This window comes from Cellulomonas timonensis, from assembly GCF_900046455.1.
GTDB classification, from domain to species: Bacteria; Actinomycetota; Actinomycetes; order Actinomycetales; family Cellulomonadaceae; genus Cellulomonas_A; species Cellulomonas_A timonensis.
In genome coordinates, this window is record NZ_FCOT01000013.1 from 397,158 (window position 1) to 414,410 (window position 17,253).

12 protein-coding genes are annotated in these 17,253 nt (G+C 74.2%); 8 read left to right on the top strand and 4 right to left on the bottom strand.

The annotated features are described in order from the left end of the window. Nucleotides 1-2: 2 nt before the first annotated feature. Nucleotides 3-965, bottom strand: a complete 963-nt coding sequence (locus tag BN3788_RS15325) for an aldo/keto reductase (protein WP_066588009.1) — start codon at nucleotides 963-965, stop codon at nucleotides 3-5. Between the two features lie 64 nt (nucleotides 966-1,029). Here BN3788_RS15325 and BN3788_RS15330 point away from each other — a divergent pair, with 64 nt between their 5' ends. Both BN3788_RS15330 and mshC read left to right on the top strand, forming a co-directional pair. Beyond that, nucleotides 1,030-1,926: an undecaprenyl-diphosphate phosphatase gene (locus tag BN3788_RS15330; RefSeq protein ID WP_066588012.1), complete on the top strand. Its 897-nt coding sequence runs from the start codon at nucleotides 1,030-1,032 to the stop codon at nucleotides 1,924-1,926. Between the two features lie 32 nt (nucleotides 1,927-1,958). Next, nucleotides 1,959-3,221: a cysteine--1-D-myo-inosityl 2-amino-2-deoxy-alpha-D-glucopyranoside ligase gene (gene mshC / locus BN3788_RS15335; RefSeq protein ID WP_066588013.1), complete on the top strand. Its 1,263-nt coding sequence runs from the start codon at nucleotides 1,959-1,961 to the stop codon at nucleotides 3,219-3,221. Here the strand turns inward: mshC and BN3788_RS15340 are convergent. Continuing rightward, on the bottom strand, nucleotides 3,218-4,081 hold the full coding sequence (locus tag BN3788_RS15340; protein WP_066588015.1) for a PAC2 family protein: 864 nt from the start codon (nucleotides 4,079-4,081) through the stop codon (nucleotides 3,218-3,220). The genes mshC and BN3788_RS15340 overlap by 4 nt on opposite strands. A gap of 107 nt (nucleotides 4,082-4,188) precedes the next feature. Between BN3788_RS15340 and BN3788_RS15345 the strand changes: the two genes are divergently transcribed. Beyond that, the gene (locus BN3788_RS15345) at nucleotides 4,189-4,944 is read left to right on the top strand and encodes an HAD family hydrolase (protein WP_234346678.1); all 756 of its coding nucleotides are present in this window, start codon (nucleotides 4,189-4,191) and stop codon (nucleotides 4,942-4,944) included. On the opposite strand, the gene BN3788_RS15350 is transcribed toward BN3788_RS15345, so the two are convergent. Next, nucleotides 4,876-5,838: a RecB family exonuclease gene (locus BN3788_RS15350; protein WP_082812971.1), complete on the bottom strand. Its 963-nt coding sequence runs from the start codon at nucleotides 5,836-5,838 to the stop codon at nucleotides 4,876-4,878. The genes BN3788_RS15345 and BN3788_RS15350 overlap by 69 nt on opposite strands. A 96-nt stretch (nucleotides 5,839-5,934) precedes the next feature. Between BN3788_RS15350 and BN3788_RS19385 the strand changes: the two genes are divergently transcribed. From BN3788_RS19385 to dop, 4 genes are all read left to right on the top strand, one after another. Continuing rightward, nucleotides 5,935-7,062 carry a site-2 protease family protein gene (locus BN3788_RS19385; RefSeq protein ID WP_082812972.1) on the top strand — a complete coding sequence of 376 codons (1,128 nt, stop codon included), beginning with the start codon at nucleotides 5,935-5,937 and terminating at the stop codon, nucleotides 7,060-7,062. An 11-nt stretch (nucleotides 7,063-7,073) separates the two neighbouring features. Further along, nucleotides 7,074-8,120: a tRNA (adenine-N1)-methyltransferase gene (locus BN3788_RS15360; protein WP_066588016.1), complete on the top strand. Its 1,047-nt coding sequence runs from the start codon at nucleotides 7,074-7,076 to the stop codon at nucleotides 8,118-8,120. Nucleotides 8,121-8,294: 174 nt separating this feature from the next. Beyond that, complete coding sequence (gene arc / locus BN3788_RS15365; RefSeq protein ID WP_066588018.1) at nucleotides 8,295-9,929, top strand: proteasome ATPase; 1,635 nt, start codon at nucleotides 8,295-8,297, stop codon at nucleotides 9,927-9,929. A 67-nt stretch (nucleotides 9,930-9,996) separates the two neighbouring features. After that, nucleotides 9,997-11,607: a depupylase/deamidase Dop gene (gene dop / locus BN3788_RS15370; protein ID WP_066588020.1), complete on the top strand. Its 1,611-nt coding sequence runs from the start codon at nucleotides 9,997-9,999 to the stop codon at nucleotides 11,605-11,607. A gap of 16 nt (nucleotides 11,608-11,623) precedes the next feature. On the opposite strand, the gene BN3788_RS15375 is transcribed toward dop, so the two are convergent. After that, nucleotides 11,624-16,273 carry an SCO7613 C-terminal domain-containing membrane protein gene (locus BN3788_RS15375; protein WP_066588022.1) on the bottom strand — a complete coding sequence of 1,550 codons (4,650 nt, stop codon included), beginning with the start codon at nucleotides 16,271-16,273 and terminating at the stop codon, nucleotides 11,624-11,626. Between the two features lie 778 nt (nucleotides 16,274-17,051). On the opposite strand from BN3788_RS15375, the gene BN3788_RS15385 reads away from it, so the two are divergent. Further along, nucleotides 17,052-17,249 carry a ubiquitin-like protein Pup gene (locus tag BN3788_RS15385; protein ID WP_066588025.1) on the top strand — a complete coding sequence of 66 codons (198 nt, stop codon included), beginning with the start codon at nucleotides 17,052-17,054 and terminating at the stop codon, nucleotides 17,247-17,249. Nucleotides 17,250-17,253 lie beyond the last annotated feature (4 nt).

Here is a 17,253-nt window from a genome sequence, read left to right on the forward strand (position 1 = left end):
GGTCAGCGCCGCTCGGGATAGCCCAGATCGGGCGCGCTGACCTCGTCCAGGGCGCGGAGGATCTCCGGCGGGAGCTGGACGTCCTCCGCGGCCAACGAGGCGCGGAGCTGCACGGCGGTGCGCGCGCCGACGATCGCCGAGGACACCTGGGCGCGCACCCGCAGCCAGGCCAGCGCCACGTCGAGCGGGCTGCGGTCCAGGCCCTGGGCGGCGATGGCCACGGCCTCCACGACCGCGAGGGAGTCGGCGCCCAGATACGGCTCGACGAAGCCCGCCAGGTGCGGTGAGGCGGCGCGGGAGTCCGCGGGGATCGTGCGGCGGGACTTGCCGGTCAGCACCCCGCGGCCCAGGGGCGACCACGCGAGGACCCCGACGCCCAGATCGGCGGCCGCGGGGAGCACCTCGCGCTCGATGCCGCGCTGCAGCAGCGAGTACTCCGCCTCGACGGCGGCCAAGCCCACGTCGTCCGCCATCAGCGTGGCCGCGCGAGCGACCTGCCACCCGGCGTGGTTCGAGAGGCCCACGTACCGGGCGCGCCCGCTCGTGACCGCGAGCCGCAGCGCCGAGACCGTCTCGGTGAGCGGCGTGCGCGGATCGGGCGTCTGCACGAGCCACAGATCCACGTGGTCGGTGCGCAGCCGCGCGAGGGAGGCGTCCAGCGTGGTCAGCAGCCCACCACGGGACGCGTCCACGACACCCCCGGACGCGGTGCGCCGCACACCCGCCTTGGTGCACAACACCACGTCCTCGCGGGCCACCACATCTCCCAGCAGTGAGCCGATGAGCTCCTCCGCGCCGCCGTCGGCATAGGAGGCCGATGTGTCCACCAGCGTGCCGCCCGCGTCGACGAAGTCGCGGAGCTGTTCGCGGGCCTCGTGCTCGTCGGTGTCACGGCTCCAGGTCAGGGTGCCCAGGCCGAGGTGAGAGACGCGAAGACCCGTGCGGCCGACCTGGCGCTGTTCCATGAGGCGCAAGAGTAATCGGGGTGTCGTCGCCGGGGGGCTATCGTTCACGCTCGTGGAGTCCGGCATGGGTACATGGGAAGCAATCGTCCTCGGACTGGTGCAGGGGCTCACCGAGTTCCTCCCGGTGTCGTCGAGCGCGCACCTGCGCATCGTCGGCGAGCTGATCGGCTCGGCCGATCCCGGCGCGGCGTTCACCGCCATCACGCAGATCGGCACCGAGACCGCCGTGCTGCTCTACTTCCGGCGCGATATCGCGAGCATCTGCCGCGCCTGGTGGAGCTCAGTGCGCGGCGACCGGGGGACCGACCTGCGCGCCCGGCTCGGGGCGCCACGCGGGCAGCGGCCGGACCACGAGGCGCTGATGGCCTGGTTCATCGCGCTCGGCTCGGTGCCCATCGTCGTCCTCGGCCTGGCGTTCCAGGACAAGATCGAGGGCAGCTTCCGCAACCTGTGGCTCATCGTGCTGACCCTCGCCGGCTTCGCGCTCGTGCTCGGCTGGGCGGACCGGATCGGCTCGAAGCGGCGCGAGATCACCGAGCTCAACACCAAGGACGCCGTGCTGTTCGGCTTCGCCCAGGCGATGGCGCTGATCCCCGGCGTGTCCCGCTCGGGCGGCACGATCACCGGCGGCCTGCTCATGGGCTACACCCGTGAGGCCGCGGCCCGGTACTCGTTCCTGCTGGCGCTGCCCGCGGTGTTCGGCTCGGGCCTATTCCAGCTCGCGAAGAGCGTGGGCGACTTCGGCCAGAACGGCACTCCCAGCTTCGCCTCGACGCTCGTGGCCACCATCGTGGCCTTCGCCGTCGGCTACGTGGTCATCATCGCGTTCCTCAAGATCGTCTCGACGTTCAGCTACAAGCCGTTCGTCATCTACCGCCTGGCGCTGGCGGCAGTGGTGGCGATCCTCCTGCTCACCGGGGTGCTCGACCCCATCGGCGTCCAGCCCACGGGGGCGTTGTAGGAGTGCCCGCCCACGGCGGTTAGGCTTCCGACGTGCTTACCTGGCCGGCCCCGCAGATCCCCCAGCTCCCCGGACAGGGGGAGCCCGTCCGAGTCCGGGACACCTCCACCGGCGAGCTCGTCGTGGCCGCGCCGGGGCCCACCGCCACGCTGTACGTGTGCGGGATCACCCCGTACGACGCGACCCACCTGGGCCACGCCGCCACCTACGTCGCCTTCGACCTGCTGGTGCGGGCCTGGACCGACGCCGGGCAGCAGGTGCGGTACGCCTCCAACGTCACCGACGTCGACGACCCGCTGCTCGAGCGCGCCACCGCCACCGGCATGGACTGGCGCGAGCTCGCCCGTGAGCAGACGGCCCTCTTCGCGGAGGACATGACCGCCCTCGGGGTCGTCCCGCCCGACGTCTACACCGGCGCCGTCGAGTCCGTGCCCGCCGTCGTCGACGCCGTCGAGCAGCTCGTGGCGGCCGGCGCCGCCTACCGCGTCGGCGTCCCCGACGCCTCCGGCCAGGGCGAGGGCGATGTGTACGCCGACCTCTCCGCCGACTCGGCCTTCGGCGACGTCGCCGGCCTCGACGCCGCGACCATGCGCGAGGTGTTCGGCGAGCGCGGGGGAGACCCCGAGCGCCCCGGCAAGCGCAGCCCGCTGGACCCGCTGCTGTGGCGCGCCGAGCGTCCGGGCGAGCCCGCCTGGGACGGTGGCACGCTCGGCCGCGGCCGCCCCGGCTGGCACATCGAGTGCGCGGTGATCGCCCGCGACGGCCTTGGCCTCCCGTTCGACGTGCAGGGCGGCGGCGTCGACCTGCGCTTCCCGCACCACGAGATGAGCACGTCCCACGCTCGGCTGCTCGCCCACGGCCACGGCGCCCGCCACCACGTGCACGCGGGGATGGTGGGCCTCGACGGCGAGAAGATGAGCAAGTCGCGCGGCAACCTGGTGCTCGTCTCACGGCTCCGCGAGGCCGGCGAGGACCCGATGGCCATCCGCCTGGCGCTGCTGGCCCACCACTACGCCGACGACTGGAGCTGGACCCGTAACGACCTGGTCGTCGCCCGCCAGCGGCTGGAGCGGTGGCGCGCCGCCGTCGCCGGCAACGGCGGGCCCGACGCGACGGCGACCCTCGCCGCGATGCGGGCCGCGCTCGCGAACGACCTCGACGCGCCGGCGGCGCTGGCGGCCGTCGACGCGTGGGCAGCGGAGTCGATCTCGCGCGGAAGCACCGACGACGCGGTCGAGGGCGCGCCCGGCGTGATCGCCCGGGCCGTCAACACGCTGCTCGGCGTGCGGCTCTAGCCGCCCGTGCCCTTGTCCCGCCGGCGCAGGTAGCGTTCGAACTCCTGGGCGATGGCCTCGCCACTCGCCTCGGGCAGCTCGGCCGTGTCCTTCGCCTCCTCGAGCTGGTGCACGTACTCGGCGATCTCGCTGTCCTCGGCGGAGAGCTCGTCCACGCCGTGCTGCCACGCGATCGCGTCGTCCGGCAGTTCCCCGAGCGGCACGGGCTCGCCGATCAGCCCCTCGATGCTGGTCAGCAGCGACAGCGTCGCCTTCGGCGAGGGCGGGTGCGCCACGTAGTGCGGCACCGCGGCCCACAGCGACAGCGCGTTCATGCCCCGCGCCTCTGCCTCGTGCTGCAGCACGCCGACGATCCCCGTGGGGCCCTCGTAGCTGTTCGTCTCCACGCCGAGCTGCTCGCGCACCGTCGCGTCCTCGCTCGTGGTCGTCACCGGGATGGGCCGCGTGTGCGGCACGTCGGCGAGCAGGGCTCCCACCGTCACCACGGTGCGCACACCTAGGCGCTCCGCGATGTCGAGCAGCTCCGCGCAGTAGCGCCGCCAGCGCATCGACGGCTCGATGCCGTGCACCAGCACCACCTGGCGCCCGGTGCGCGGCGCCGAGGCCACGGCCACCGACGTGGTGGGCCAGGTGATCTCCCGGCGCCCGTCGAGGCCTGGCCCGACGATCGGGCGGTTCACCTGGAAGTCGTGGTAATCCTCCGGGTCGAGCTCGTCGATCTGCTCCGCCGCCCACACCTCGTGCAGGTGCTCGAGCGCCTGCGTCGCCGCCGATCCGGCGTCGTTCCAGCCCTCGAAGGCGGCCAGCATGATCGGGTCCCTGGTCGGGACGTCGGTCGGCCCCTGTGGCTGCTCGCTCATCACCCCAGCCTAGGGGCGCTGTCACGGACCGTCCGAGCCGCAGCGCCGAACACGGCGGGCATGGGCTGCCGGGCGGCTCTCAAGCCGGCTCGCCTACCATCGGTCAGATGCCCGATCTCGCTGACACAGCCCTCAACGCCCTGGACACGACCACGCGCTCCGCCGCCGACCGGCCCGCCGGCTCGCCACCGCCGTCCGCGCGGGTACTGCCGGCCGCGGTCCTGTGGGACATGGACGGCACGCTCATCGACTCCGAGCCGTTCTGGATCGGCGCGGAGTTGGAGTTGGCCGCCCTGCACGGCGCCGAGTGGACGCATGAGGACGGCCTCGCGATGGTCGGCAACCCGATGACGACGTGCGCCGCCGCACTGCGGGCTCGGGGCGTCGACCTCTCCGACGAGGAGATCTGCTCGTTCCTCAACTCCCGGGTCGCCGCCGGCGTCGCCGCGGGCACTCCGTGGCAGCCCGGCGCCCAGGAGCTGCTGAGTGCGCTCGTCGCGGCCCAGGTGCCGATGGCGCTGGTCACGTCCTCCCACCGCGAGCTCGCCGACCCGTTCGTGCGGTCTGCCGGGGTCTTCGACATCTCGGTGTGCGGCGACGAGGTGGCCCACCCCAAGCCTGACCCGGAGCCCTATCTGACCGCCGCGGCGCGGCTCGGGGTGGACATCGCCGACTGCGTCGCGTTCGAGGACTCGCCGGCCGGCATCGCCTCGGCGGTGGCCTCGGGCGCCCACGTCGTCGCCGTCGAGGTGATGGTGGGACTCGCACCGCGGCCGGGCGTCAGCAGGGTTCGGTCACTGGCTGACGTGACGCTCGACGACCTCGCCCGCGTGCTGCGCGGCGAGCGGCTCGAGCCCCGCTAGGCCGCTGACGACTGGCTCCACCCCGAGGGCGAGCCGCACGGCCCCCTCGGGGATCTCGGGCGGCGTCCCCCCGAAGGCCGGGCAGAGGTCGCGGTGCGCGCACCAGTCGCACAGCTTCGACTTCCGCGGCCGCCAGTCGCCGCTGCGGGCCGTCTCCTCGATGCCGGTCCAGATGGACCGGACCCGGGCCTCCAGGCTGAGCATCTCCGGCTCGGTGGGCTCGTGGCGCAGGATCGTGCCGTCGCCCAGGTAGACGAGTTGCAGCATGCGCGGCAGCTCGCCGCGCTCGCGCCACAGCATGAAGGCGTAGAAGCGCATCTGGAACAGCGCGGAGCTCTCGTAGCCCGCACGCGGCGAGCGTCCTGTCTTGTAGTCCACCACCCGCATGGCCCCGTTCGGCGCCACGTCCAGGCGGTCGACGATGCCGCGGAGCTGCGGGCCGTCGTCGAGCTGCGTGCGCACGGACATCTCCCGCTCATGCGGCTGCAGGCGGTTCGGGTCCTCGAGGGTGAAGTACGTGTCGAGCAGGCGTCCCGCGCTCGCCAGCCACTCGTCCCACTCGGCCTCGTGCTCGAAGAGCTCGGCGTGCCGCGGCTGGGCGGCGAGCAGCTCCTCCCAGCGCGCGGGCAGCATCGCGTGCGCGGCCGCGAGGGTGCGCTGGCCGGCCGGCAGGTCGAAGAGGTGCTCGAGGACGGCGTGGACCAGCGTGCCCCGCACGGCGGCGGCGCTTGGCGGCTCGGGGAGGCGGTCCACCACCCGGAACCGGAACAGCAGCGGGCACTGCAGGAAGTCGTTCGCACGCGACGGGGAGAGGCCGGGCACGGACCGGCGCGCGGCGGGCGCCTCGCCACTGGGCGGCTCGGACGGCGGGAGCGGGGTCTGCGTGGTCGACACGCGGCCAGCCTAGGTGCCGGGCCTGACACCGCCGTCGCTGGCCGCTGGCCCGGCCCCCGGCGCCGTGACCGCCCGGCGGCCACCTAGGCTGACCGGGTGAGCAACAGCGAGCGACCTGGCGCCCCGGGCTGGGTGATCGGCCGTGTGGCCGGCGCCCCGATCATCCTCACCCGCAGCTGGATCCTCGCCGCGGTGGTGCTGACGCTGGTCTTCGAGCCCACCGTGCGCGCCGCGGCGCCGCACCTCGGGGCGGCGGGCTATGTCGTGGCGTTCGGCTTCGCGGTGCTGCTGTTCGGCTCGGTGCTCCTCCACGAGCTTGCGCACGGCCTCATGGCCCGAGCCCGCGGCCAGCACGTCGAGGAGTTCGCGCTGACCGTCTGGGGCGGCCACACCACGTTCAGCGGCGCCGCGCCGACCCCTGCCACCAGTGCGCTCGTCGCCGTCGTCGGACCAGTGGCGAACCTCGTCCTCGCGCTGGCCTTCTGGCTGGGCGCCCAGGCCGTGCCCCCCACGGGACTCCTGGCGCTGCTGATGTACGCCGGGGCGATCTCCAATGGCTTCGTCGGGCTGTTCAACCTCGTCCCCGGCCTGCCGCTCGACGGCGGCCAGATCCTCCAGGCGGTGGTGTGGCAGGTCACTGGCGACCGCCACAAGGGCGCAGTGGCGGCTGGCTGGGCGGGCCGCGTCGTCGCGGTCGGGGTGCTCGTCTGGGCGCTCGTGACACCGCTCGCGCAAGGCCGTCCGGTGGACCTGTTCACCGTGGTGTGGGCCGCGCTCATCGGCGCGTTCCTGTGGAACGGCGCGTCAGCGGCGATCGCCATGGGACGGGCCAGCCGCTCCCTGGAACGCCTGACCGTCGAGTCCGTCGGGCGCCGCGCCATCTCGGTGCCCGTGCAGGCCACGCTCGCCGACGTCGACCGTGCTCGCGGCTTGGCCCAGGTCGACGAGGTTGTCATCCTGTCGCCCGACGGCCGCCCCGCCGCCTATGTCGACCAGGCCGCGGCGGCCACCGTCCCGCCCGAGCACCGGGCCGTCACCCCGGTCTCGGCGGTCGCGGTGGTGATCCCGGTGGGCGCGGTGGTCGACGCCCCGCTGCGGGGCGCCGACCTGGTGCGCGCCGTCGGCCACGTCACCCGCGCGTCGGGCGTCGTCGCCGCCGTCCAGGACGGCCACGTGACGGCCATCGTCAGGGCCGCGGACGTGATCGCCGCGTTGCGCTCCTAGACTCGACCCCCGTGACCGACCAGACGCCCCCAGCCCACACGACCGCCAGCACCGGGGCGGCCCAGCGCCGCGGCCCGCTGCGGGAGGGCGACCGAGTCCAGTTGACGGACCCGCGTGGCCGCCTGCACACCATCACGCTGACGCCCGGCGGCTCCTTCCACACGCACAAGGGCTACTTCACCCACGACCAGCTCATCGGAGCCCCCGAGGGCACCGTGGTGCGCAACACCGCCGGGATCGAGTACCTGGCGCTGCGCCCCCTGCTGAGCGACTTCGTGCTGTCGATGCCGCGCGGCGCCGCGGTGGTCTACCCCAAGGACGCCGGCCAGATCGTCGCCATGGCGGACATCTACCCGGGCGCCCGGGTAGTCGAGGCGGGTGTGGGTTCCGGAGCCCTCACCATGTCGCTGCTGCGCGCGGTGGGCGACGGCGGCCACCTGCACTCGATCGAGCGGCGTGAGGACTTCGCCGAGATCGCGCGCGGCAACGTCGAGTCGTTCTTCGGCGGCCCGCACCCCGCGTGGCGGCTGTCCGTCGGCGACCTGTCCGACGTGCTGCCGACGGTGGCGGAGCCCGGCTCCGTGGACCGCGTCGTGCTGGACATGCTGGCCCCGTGGGAGAACCTCGAGGCCGTCGCGGACGCGCTGGCGCCCGGCGGCGTGCTGATCGCCTACGTCGCCACCACGACGCAGCTCTCCCGCCTCGCCGAGGACCTCCGCGCCGATGGGCGCTACACCGAGCCCGAGGCGTGGGAGTCCATGGTCCGCGGGTGGCACCTGGAAGGGCTCGCTGTCCGCCCCCAGCACCGGATGATCGGGCACACCGGCTTCCTGCTCACGACCCGTCGCCTGGCCGACGGGGTCGACGCGCCGCTGCGCCGCCGTCGCCCGTCCAAGGGGGCCTACCCGGCGCCGGGCTCGCAGGACGCCGAGGCGAGCAGCGCCTCGGCCGTGCCGGACGACGCGTGGACGCCCGAGGCGCTGGGCGAGCGGCCCATCTCCGACAAGAAGATCCGCCGGGTGCGCCGCGACGTCGGGCGGGGCCCGGCCACCGACTGAGGCCTGACGGGCGGGCACGCCGCCGCGACCCGCGCTGAGCCCTGTGACCAGCGCCTTCGTGGCGGCATGCCCACCAGGAGAGAAACGATCGGCAGCGCGCTGCCCGAGAAGTTAGGGTCGTCAGACCAGCACATCGGTGTGCACCTCGGGGGTCGATCATGGGAGGACCACACGATGACGGAACCGGCAGCACCTGGCCACGACCTGCAACGTGAGATGAACCTCCTCGCCGCCCGCAACGAGCGCATCGCCGAGGCGTTGATGGCGGCCCGCGAGCAGATCGTGGAGCTGAAGCGCCAGCTCGACGAGCTCGCCAAGCCTCCGGGGAGCTTCGCGACGTTCCTGGCGGCCCGGCCCGACGGCACGGTCGACGTCATCTCCTCCGGCCGCAAGATGCACGTCGGCGCCAGCCCGGCGCTCGATGTCGAACGGCTGCGCCCGGGCCAGGAGGTCATGCTCAACGAGGCCCTGACCGTCGTCGAGGCCGGGGGGTATGAGGACGTCGGCGAGCTCGTCACCGTCAAGGAGCTCCTCGGCACGCATCGCGCCCTCGTGGTGGGACGCGGTGACGAGGAGCGGGTCGTGCGGTTCTCCGGGCAGCTGCTCGAGGACTCGGTGCGGGTGGGCGACGCGCTGACTGTCGAGACCCGCTCCGGCTTCGTGCTCGAGCGCATCCCCCGGGCCGAGGTCGAGGACCTCGTGCTCGAGGAGGTCCCCGACATCGACTACTCCGACATCGGCGGCCTCGGCCCGCAGATCGAGGCGATCCGCGACGCCGTCGAGCTGCCGTTCCTGCACCCGGACCTGTTCCGGGAGCACGGCCTCAAGCCGCCGAAGGGCGTGCTGCTCTACGGGCCGCCCGGCTGCGGCAAGACGCTCATCGCCAAGGCGGTGGCCCGCTCGCTCGCGACGACTGCCGCGAAGGCGCGCGGCGAGGAGGGCGACGAGGCGCGCAGCTACTTCCTCAACGTCAAGGGCCCCGAGCTGCTCAACAAGTACGTGGGGGAGACCGAGCGCCACATCCGGCTCATCTTCGCCCGGGCGCGGGAGAAGGCATCCCAGGGGCACCCCGTGGTGGTGTTCTTCGACGAGATGGAGTCGCTGTTCCGCACCCGCGGCACCGGGATCTCCAGCGACGTCGAGACCACGATCGTGCCCCAGCTGCTCAGCGAGATCGACGGCGTGGAGCGGCTCGACAACGTCATCGTCATCGGCGCCTCCAACCGCGAGGACATGATCGACCCGGCCATCCTGCGGCCCGGGCGACTCGACGTGAAGATCAAGATCGAGCGGCCCGACGCCGAGAGCGCCCGCGAGATCTTCGCCAAGTACCTCGTCCCCACGCTGCCCATCCACGCCGACGACCTCGCGGAGCACGGCGGGCAGGCGAGCGCCGCCGTCGAGGCCATGATCAACCGCGTCGTGGAGCGCATGTACTCCGAGAGCGAGGAGAACCGCTTCCTCGAGGTCACGTACGCCAGCGGCGACAAGGAGGTCCTCTACTTCAAGGACTTCAACTCGGGCGCGATGATCCAGAACGTCGTCGACCGCGCCAAGAAGTCCGCCATCAAGGACCTGCTCGCCACCGGCCAGCGGGGCGTCCGGGTGGACCACCTGCTGACGGCCTGCGTCGACGAGTTCAAGGAGAACGAGGACCTCCCCAACACGACCAACCCGGACGACTGGGCGCGGATCTCCGGCAAGAAGGGCGAGCGGATCGTCTTCATCCGCACGATCGTCCAGGGGAAGAAGGGCGCGGACGCGTCCCGCACGATCGAGACCGTCACCAGCACCGGGCAGTACCTCTGACGCGTCAGGGCGCCCCGGGCTGGGCGCCCGGGGTCCCGCCGTCGCGGCCGACGCCTAGGGTGTGCCTGTGAGCGTGCGTCGCGTGATGGGCATCGAGACCGAGTACGGGATCCTCCAACCGGGTCGGCCCAGCGCCAACCCCATGCTGCTGTCGAGCCACGTCGTGGCCGTGCACGCCGCCGCCCGCGAGGGAGGCCGCACGCGCGCCCGGTGGGACTACGACGACGAGGACCCGCTGCTCGACGCGCGCGGCTTCCACCTCCAGCGGGCGTCGGCGCACCCGTCGTTGCTCACCGACGACCCCGGTCGCCCCGCGCCGTCCGGCGACGGCCCGCAGGAGCTCGCCCGCTCGCTCGTCGAGGAGTACGAGGACCCGGGCGCCGCGAACGTCATCCTCACCAACGGCGCCCGGCTGTACGTGGACCACGCGCACCCCGAGTACTCCTCGCCGGAGGTCACCGGGCCGCTGGACGCCGTCCGGTGGGACCGGGCGGGGGAACTCGTCATGCTCGCGTCCGTGCGCGCCCTCGCGTCGACGCCGGCGTTGCCCGACGTCGCGCTGTACAAGAACAACGTCGACGGCAAAGGCGCCACCTACGGCACCCATGAGAACTTCCTGGTGGACCGCGCGGTGCCGTTCGCCCAGCTCGCCTCCCGGCTGATGCCGTACCTCGTGACCCGCCAGGTGTTCACGGGCGCCGGGCGGGTGGGCCTCGGGCAGCGTGGCGAGCACCCCGGGTTCCAGATCTCGCAGCGCGCGGACTACATCGAGGCCGAGATCGGGCTGGAGACGACCCTGCGGCGTCCCATCGTCAACACCCGCGACGAGCCGCACGCCGACCCGGACCGCTGGCGCCGGCTGCACGTGATCTTCAGCGACGCCAACCTGCTGGAGGTGGCGACCTACCTCAAGCTCGGCACGGCCTCGCTGGTGCTCTGGCTGATCGAGCAGGCGGAGGTCGCGGGGGCCGACGTCGGGCCGATGCTCGCGGCCGTCGACGCGCTGACCCTGCGCGACCCGGTGTCGGCGACGCACATCGTGAGCCACGACGTGGCGCTGACCGCGCGCCTGGAGCTCGCGGACGGACGCCGGATGACCGCCCTGGAGATCCAGGGCGCCTACCTCGACGCGGTGCGCGAGGCGCTCGACCGCACCGGCGCCGAGCCCGACGACGAGACGCGCGACGTGCTCGACCGCTGGGAGTCGCTGCTCCGCCGGCTCTCCGACGATCCGGCGAGCTGCGCCCGCGAGGTCGAGTGGCTCGCGAAGCTGCGGCTGCTCGAGGGGATGCGCCGTCGCGACCATCTGGAGTGGGACAACCCCCGGCTCGCCGCCGTCGACCTGCAGTGGTCCGACGTGCGTCCCGAGCGCGGCCTGTACCACCGGCTGCTGGCGGCGGGAGCCGTGGAGACGCTCGTGACCCCCGAGGAGGTCGAGCAGGCTGTCAGCCACCCGCCGCGCGACACCCGCGCCTACTTCCGGGGCGAGGCCATCGCGCGGTTCGGCGCGCAGGTCTCCGCGGCGAGCTGGGACTCGGTGATCTTCGACGTGCCCGGCGCCCCGACCTTGCAGCGCGTGCCGATGCGCGACCCGTTGCGCGGCACCGAGGCGCACGTGGGCGCGCTGCTCGAGGCGAGCCCGGACGCCGAGAGCCTGTTGAAGGCGCTCGGGAACTGAGCCGGCGGGGGACCGGTCAGCGCATCGCCCCGACGAACCGCACGGCCTCGCGGGCCTCCCGCAGTCGGCGCTCGTACGTCAGGCCCAGCCCGAGTAGCACCGCGCCGCCGACCGCCAGCACCGCCCACCACTCGACGACCCGCATCGCGGCCACTGCCGCCGGCGAGGCCTGGATCAACGCGACCGCTCCAAGCACGGCGCCGCCGAGCAGGAACGGCGCCTGCCAGCGCAGGACCGCCCCGGCGACGACCGCGACGAGCGCCCCCACGACGACCAACAGCAGCCGCCAGGTGGTGGGCGTCGCCCATCCGGTGGCGAACGGGACGGCCAGCACCAGCACCAGCCCGATCCCCAGTGTCGACCAGCTGCTGGCGTCCGGGTCGCGCCGCAGCCGCGCGGTCCCGAGGGTGAGCACCACCGTGCCCAGCAGCACGAGATAGACGTCGGGGGGCACGACCGGAGCGAGCCAGGCGCCCAGCAGCGCTGCCACGGCGGCGCTGACCAGGCCGGTCGCGACCGCGCGTCCCCGCGCCGCCCCGACATCCGCCCGCAGCCCGGCGACGAGCGCGAGCGTGCTCCCAGCCGTCAGCACGGCGAGGGCACGGGCCGCGCCCGCGCCGGTCGAGTCCACGGCGAGCAGAGTGGGGGCCAATGCGACAGCCGTCACCAGCGGCAGCCCCCATCGCCGCGGACCCGCGCTCGGGTAGGGCCATCGCCAGGCGGCCAGGACCAGCACGGCGGTGAGCAGCGCCGCACTCGGCAGCGACCACAGCTCGACGTCGCCCACACCGGGGGTTGCCCCGCCGTCGCGGGCGGTCGCGGGGACTGCGGCATAGCGCGCGGTGACGGCGACGGACAGCAGGGCCGCGCCGAGGAGCGGGCCTGCGCTCGCCTGAGCGGCACGGGCGCCGCGCTCAGCGGAGAGCCGGCCACGCGACAGCACCGCCGCGCTCGCGGCGATCAGCGCGGCAGCGGTGGCGAGGACGACAGGCGCGCGCCAGGGAGCGGCGGGGCCGAGCGCGAGCGAGGCGAGCAGGAGGGGGCAGGCCACGGTCCACGCCGTGCCCATGTGGCCACGGGCTGCCCACAACGCGCCGGTGGCGGTGAGGACTGCGCCGAGCACGACCAGGGGCAGTTCCACGCTCGGCAGCACGCCGTGCTGGAGCGCGGAGGGCGTGGCCAGCGCGCACGCGGTGAGCCCGACCGCCACGAGCTGCCCTGCGCGAGCCCCGGCGTGCGGCGACCAGGCCGCCCACCAGGCCATCGCCGTGCCCGCGACGATCACGCACGTCCAGCGGACGACGCCCGCGAGCGTCCCGTCCACCGCGAGGGCGGTGGGCAGCACGAGCACGAGGGTGAGCAGCCATGGCGCCAGGCGGGCGACGGCCCGCGAGTCGGCGCCACTGAGGTGGTGCAGCGCACGGGCGGCGGCCAGGAGGACGAGGGCAGCGGTGATCGTCCACAGCTCGACGTCGACGATCGACGGAGTGACGATCGACGGCGTGCTGTGGTCCAGGGCCCCCACGAGGCCGTGACGCACCGGTCCGGCCAGCACGAGCGCGGAGCCGACGAGCACGACCACCCGGGAGGCCGGCGCCCGGCGGAGCAACTCGGCGGAAGCCACCAGCGCGGCCCCGACGAGGAGCGTGGTGAGCATCCGCCAGAGGTCGTGGTGGAGAGCCGTGGGGAGCATCAGCAGTGCCCCGGTGCTGAGTTGTGCGGCTCCCGGCGCGTCGGAGTCGAGCAGCAGCGCGGCCACCGCGACGAGCAGCAGGCCGAGCAGTGCGAGCGGGACGTCCCAGGGTGTCGTCGAGGCGGCTGACGAGCCGACGAGCGCCGCGATGGCAGCGACCGCGAGGCCGACCGGCACGGCCGCGACGCCCCCCGTCGTGCGCCATGCGCCGCGAGCCGCGGTGCGCACGGCGAGCACGCCTCCCGCGGCGAAGAGCACGGACCAACGAGCCGCGCCGAGAACAGAGGCGTCGACGGCCAACAGGCTCGGGACCGCCACCACTGCGGCCACCGTCCACGGTCCGGCGAGGACCGCCACCTGCCGACTAGGAGGGGAGCACGAGGCGAGCCCTCGCAGGGCGATGACGACGAGTGCCGCCGCAGGCAACGACCAGGCCTCCACACCGAGCAGGCCTCGCTCGCCCTCGAGGGCGACTAGCGCACGACCCGTCGGGCCGAGCACGAGCACAAGGGCGGCCACCCACAAGACGACGTCGCGGCGCGGCGCGGCGAGGGCCGGACTCGTGCGACCCCACATCCCCCAGGCCACGAGTGCGGCCCCTGCGCCCAGCGCGAGCGCGGCACGTGGCACGTCCCCGAGCGGGAGGTCTCCGCCGAGCAAGGCGGTGGGCACGAGCGCCAGCGCGAGCCCTGAGAGCAGCAGCGGGACGTCGTCCTCGCCGCCGAGGCGTCGGCGGCGCAGCGCCACGACGAGCAGCACCACACCTGTCGGCGCCAGGTAGGCCTCGGGGACGCCCACCCCGCCGTCCAGCAGGAGGACCCAGGTCGCGGCGACGCCGAGCCCGAGCGCCCACCAGCGGGCCCACCGGCGGTCGCGCCGCAGCGACCACGCGCCGGCGATCACCGACGCGACGACCACGGCCAGGGCCAGGCGCCCGGCGCCGCCTTCGGCCGAGACCCCTGCCGCGGCGACCATCATCTGGATGCCTGCCATCGCCCACGCGGCGATCTCGGTGGCGCGGCGCGCGCCCTCGTGGCCTGAGGACAGCGGCCCTGCCAGGAGAACGCTGGCGCCCGCCACCGCTGTGGCGGCGACGGGCAGCGAGGCGCCCAGCAGGGCGCCGTCGGTCGCCATCGACACGACGAGCAGAGAACTGGGGACGAGCACACCCCATGCGGCCGCCGCGGCCACCTGCCACTGTTGCCCGAGTGCCGACCTGCCACGGCCTGCGACGAGCAGCGCCGCCAGGGCCGCGGCCACGGGGAGGGCGGCCACCGTCACCCTGTCGAGGGCAGAGGGCTGTGCGGGCAGGGCGCTCCATGCCCACCCGATGACAGACACCGCCGAGGCGACGCCCAGGGCGGCCCCCCGGTCGGCGCGGGTCCACGGCACACGCGGCGCCAGGACTGCGGCGACGACCCCGGCGAGCAGCAGCACCGCGAGGGCCGGGGCCGCCGTGCCCAGCGCGAGCCGCTCGGCGAGGAGGGCGACCGAGCCGGACCACAGCAGCCCGATGGACGTCGCGAGCAGCACGGCCCGGGTCCAGGCTCGGCCAGGAGCCCATCTGCGGGCGACCGCCGCCGCGGCCGCGCAGGCCAGCAGGGCGAGCCCAGCCGACCGCGCGTCCCGCGACGCGATGAGCGACACCGTGGGAGCCAGCACGACGAGGGCGCGCACGGGGGCACGGGCGCCGACGTCGAGGCGCACGCCGGCGCGGTCCGCGAGGTGGGCGAGCGCGGCCACTGCCGCCAGCAGCAGCACCAGGCCGACAGAGCCCAGGCCTGGCCATGTCGAGAGGACGGGCCCGGGCATGACGAGCGCGGCCAGCGCCGCGGTCCACGCCCCACCCACACGCACCGCCCGCCAGGGTGACGCGAGCCGCGTCGCCGCATAGAGCGCCAAGGCCCCCACGACCATCGCCGCCGCAGTCCAGGGCTCCGGCAGCAGGCGGACGTTGACCAGCATGGCTGCGAGCAGGGACATGAGCATGGCCGCCGAGGGTGCGGACACGAGCATCGTGACGACGAGTGCCCCACGCGTCGCGCGACCGGCGGATCGGGACAGGCCGATCGTGACGGCCGCCGCGCCGACGGGGCCGCACGCCCACAGGGCTCCGCTCGGGATCCCCGCATGGACTCCGGCCAGCGCGACGCCCGCGGCGCCCAGCGCGAGCAGCGCGCCCGCCGCCGACTCCCAGGCCTGGGCGCTGCCTGGGCGCCGCCCACGAGCCCAGCGGCTCTGCAGGCCCGCCAGCACGGCGAGCACGAGCAGGGCAGCAGCCGGGGACCATGGGGTGGCGCGGGGCGTCAGCACATCGACCAGGGCGACGACCGTCGCCGATCCGGCGGCCAGCCATGCCACCCACTCCAGCACCCCGCGCTCGATCCGGCTCCAGCCCCGCACGCGCTCGGCCCCGTGCTCCACTCCAGGGCGTGGCGCCTCCTCGAGAGGGGTATGACCGTCGGGCAGCTGGCCATCGACTGTGTCGACGGGACCCACTGTGACGAGGGGGTCCATGGCGAAGCGGCTCGAGGCCAGCAGCACGCTTCCGACCAGCAGCCAGCTCGTGTGGCCGGGGGTCAACGGGGCCAGGAGCACGGGAGCCACGGGGAGCAGCACCGCCGCGGCGGCGGCGCCGGTCCTGATCCGCGCGAAGTGGCCCCACGCCCCGAGCAGCAGCGCGCAGACCAGGCATGCGACGGCGGCGTACACGGCGCCGCTGCTCGGCGAGATCAGCCCGGTGGCGTGCACCGCCCATGCGTCGAGCAGCAGCATCACCGTCCCGATGCCGCCGACCGCCTCGGCGCTGGAGCCGAGCCGCGCTCGCCGGAGGCCCGACGCGGCGACGAACACCACGACGGTGCCGATCCCGATCACGGCCGCACGGCCCACCAGGCCGAGCCATCCCCAGCTGAACAGCAGGAAGACGACGCAGGCGGCGGCGAGCAGGAGGGCGCCCAGCACCTGGAGCACCCGTCCCTCTTACACATCCGACGCTGCCGACGCTCCGACCCGCGCCCGCATGACCCAATCGCCCATCCTTGCTCACATCGCTCCACTCCCCGCCCCCCCCCACCACCCCGTTACACTGCTACTTTCCTCTTCGTCGGCGGCATCGGGGGCGCCGGAGACGTCGGACCGGCCGGAGGGGAGACATGTGCCCCCGTTGCGGCGGCCTGCGGCGCGGACGGGATGACCGGGCCGGCTGGCAGAGGCGCGAGGGGCGGAGGCGCGAGGGGCGCAGGCGCGAGGGGTAGAGGGCCGACGGCCTGAGGCCTGACTGGCACGGGTGCGGCCTGGACGGCGACCCGAGCCGCCGCCACCGCGGCCGCGGCCTGCGCCGCGCTGCGCTGGTGCTGCTCGGCCCACATCAGGTCGAGGTGCTCGGTCCGGCGATCGAGCGCGTCGACGGCCTCGCGGGAGAGCGCCCAGAGGCGGCTCCCCGCCGGGCCGGTCAGCTCGAAGCCGCACGCCACGCAGATGCTCGCGGTGAGGCGGACTCCGCAGGACGGGCAGCCGGAGGAGTCGACGAGCGCCGCGCGCACCGCCATGACGAGGTCGCCTGGCTGGTCAGGGCGTTGCGAGGACGGCATGTGGCACATCGTGGCGCACACCGAGGCCCGCTGTGCGGGTATTCCACAGGCGATGTCGGCGAGGCTGTCCGCAGGGTGGACGGCTTCAGTCGGACCGGTCGCGGGGCAGGGCCTACTGTGGGAGCAGCACGACTCGTTCAGCACACCGGGAGGTCACGATGGCTGGTCAGGAACACGGTCGCGTCCGCCGCGAGGAGGACGAGCCGGTCGACGGACCGGACGTCCCCACGCCACCGACGCCCGCGGCGCAGGCCCGCGACGCGGAGGTCGACGCCCTCCTCGAGGAGATCGACGAGGTGCTGGAGTCGAACGCGGAGCAGTTCGTGCGCGGATTCGTGCAGAAGGGCGGTCAGTGACCGC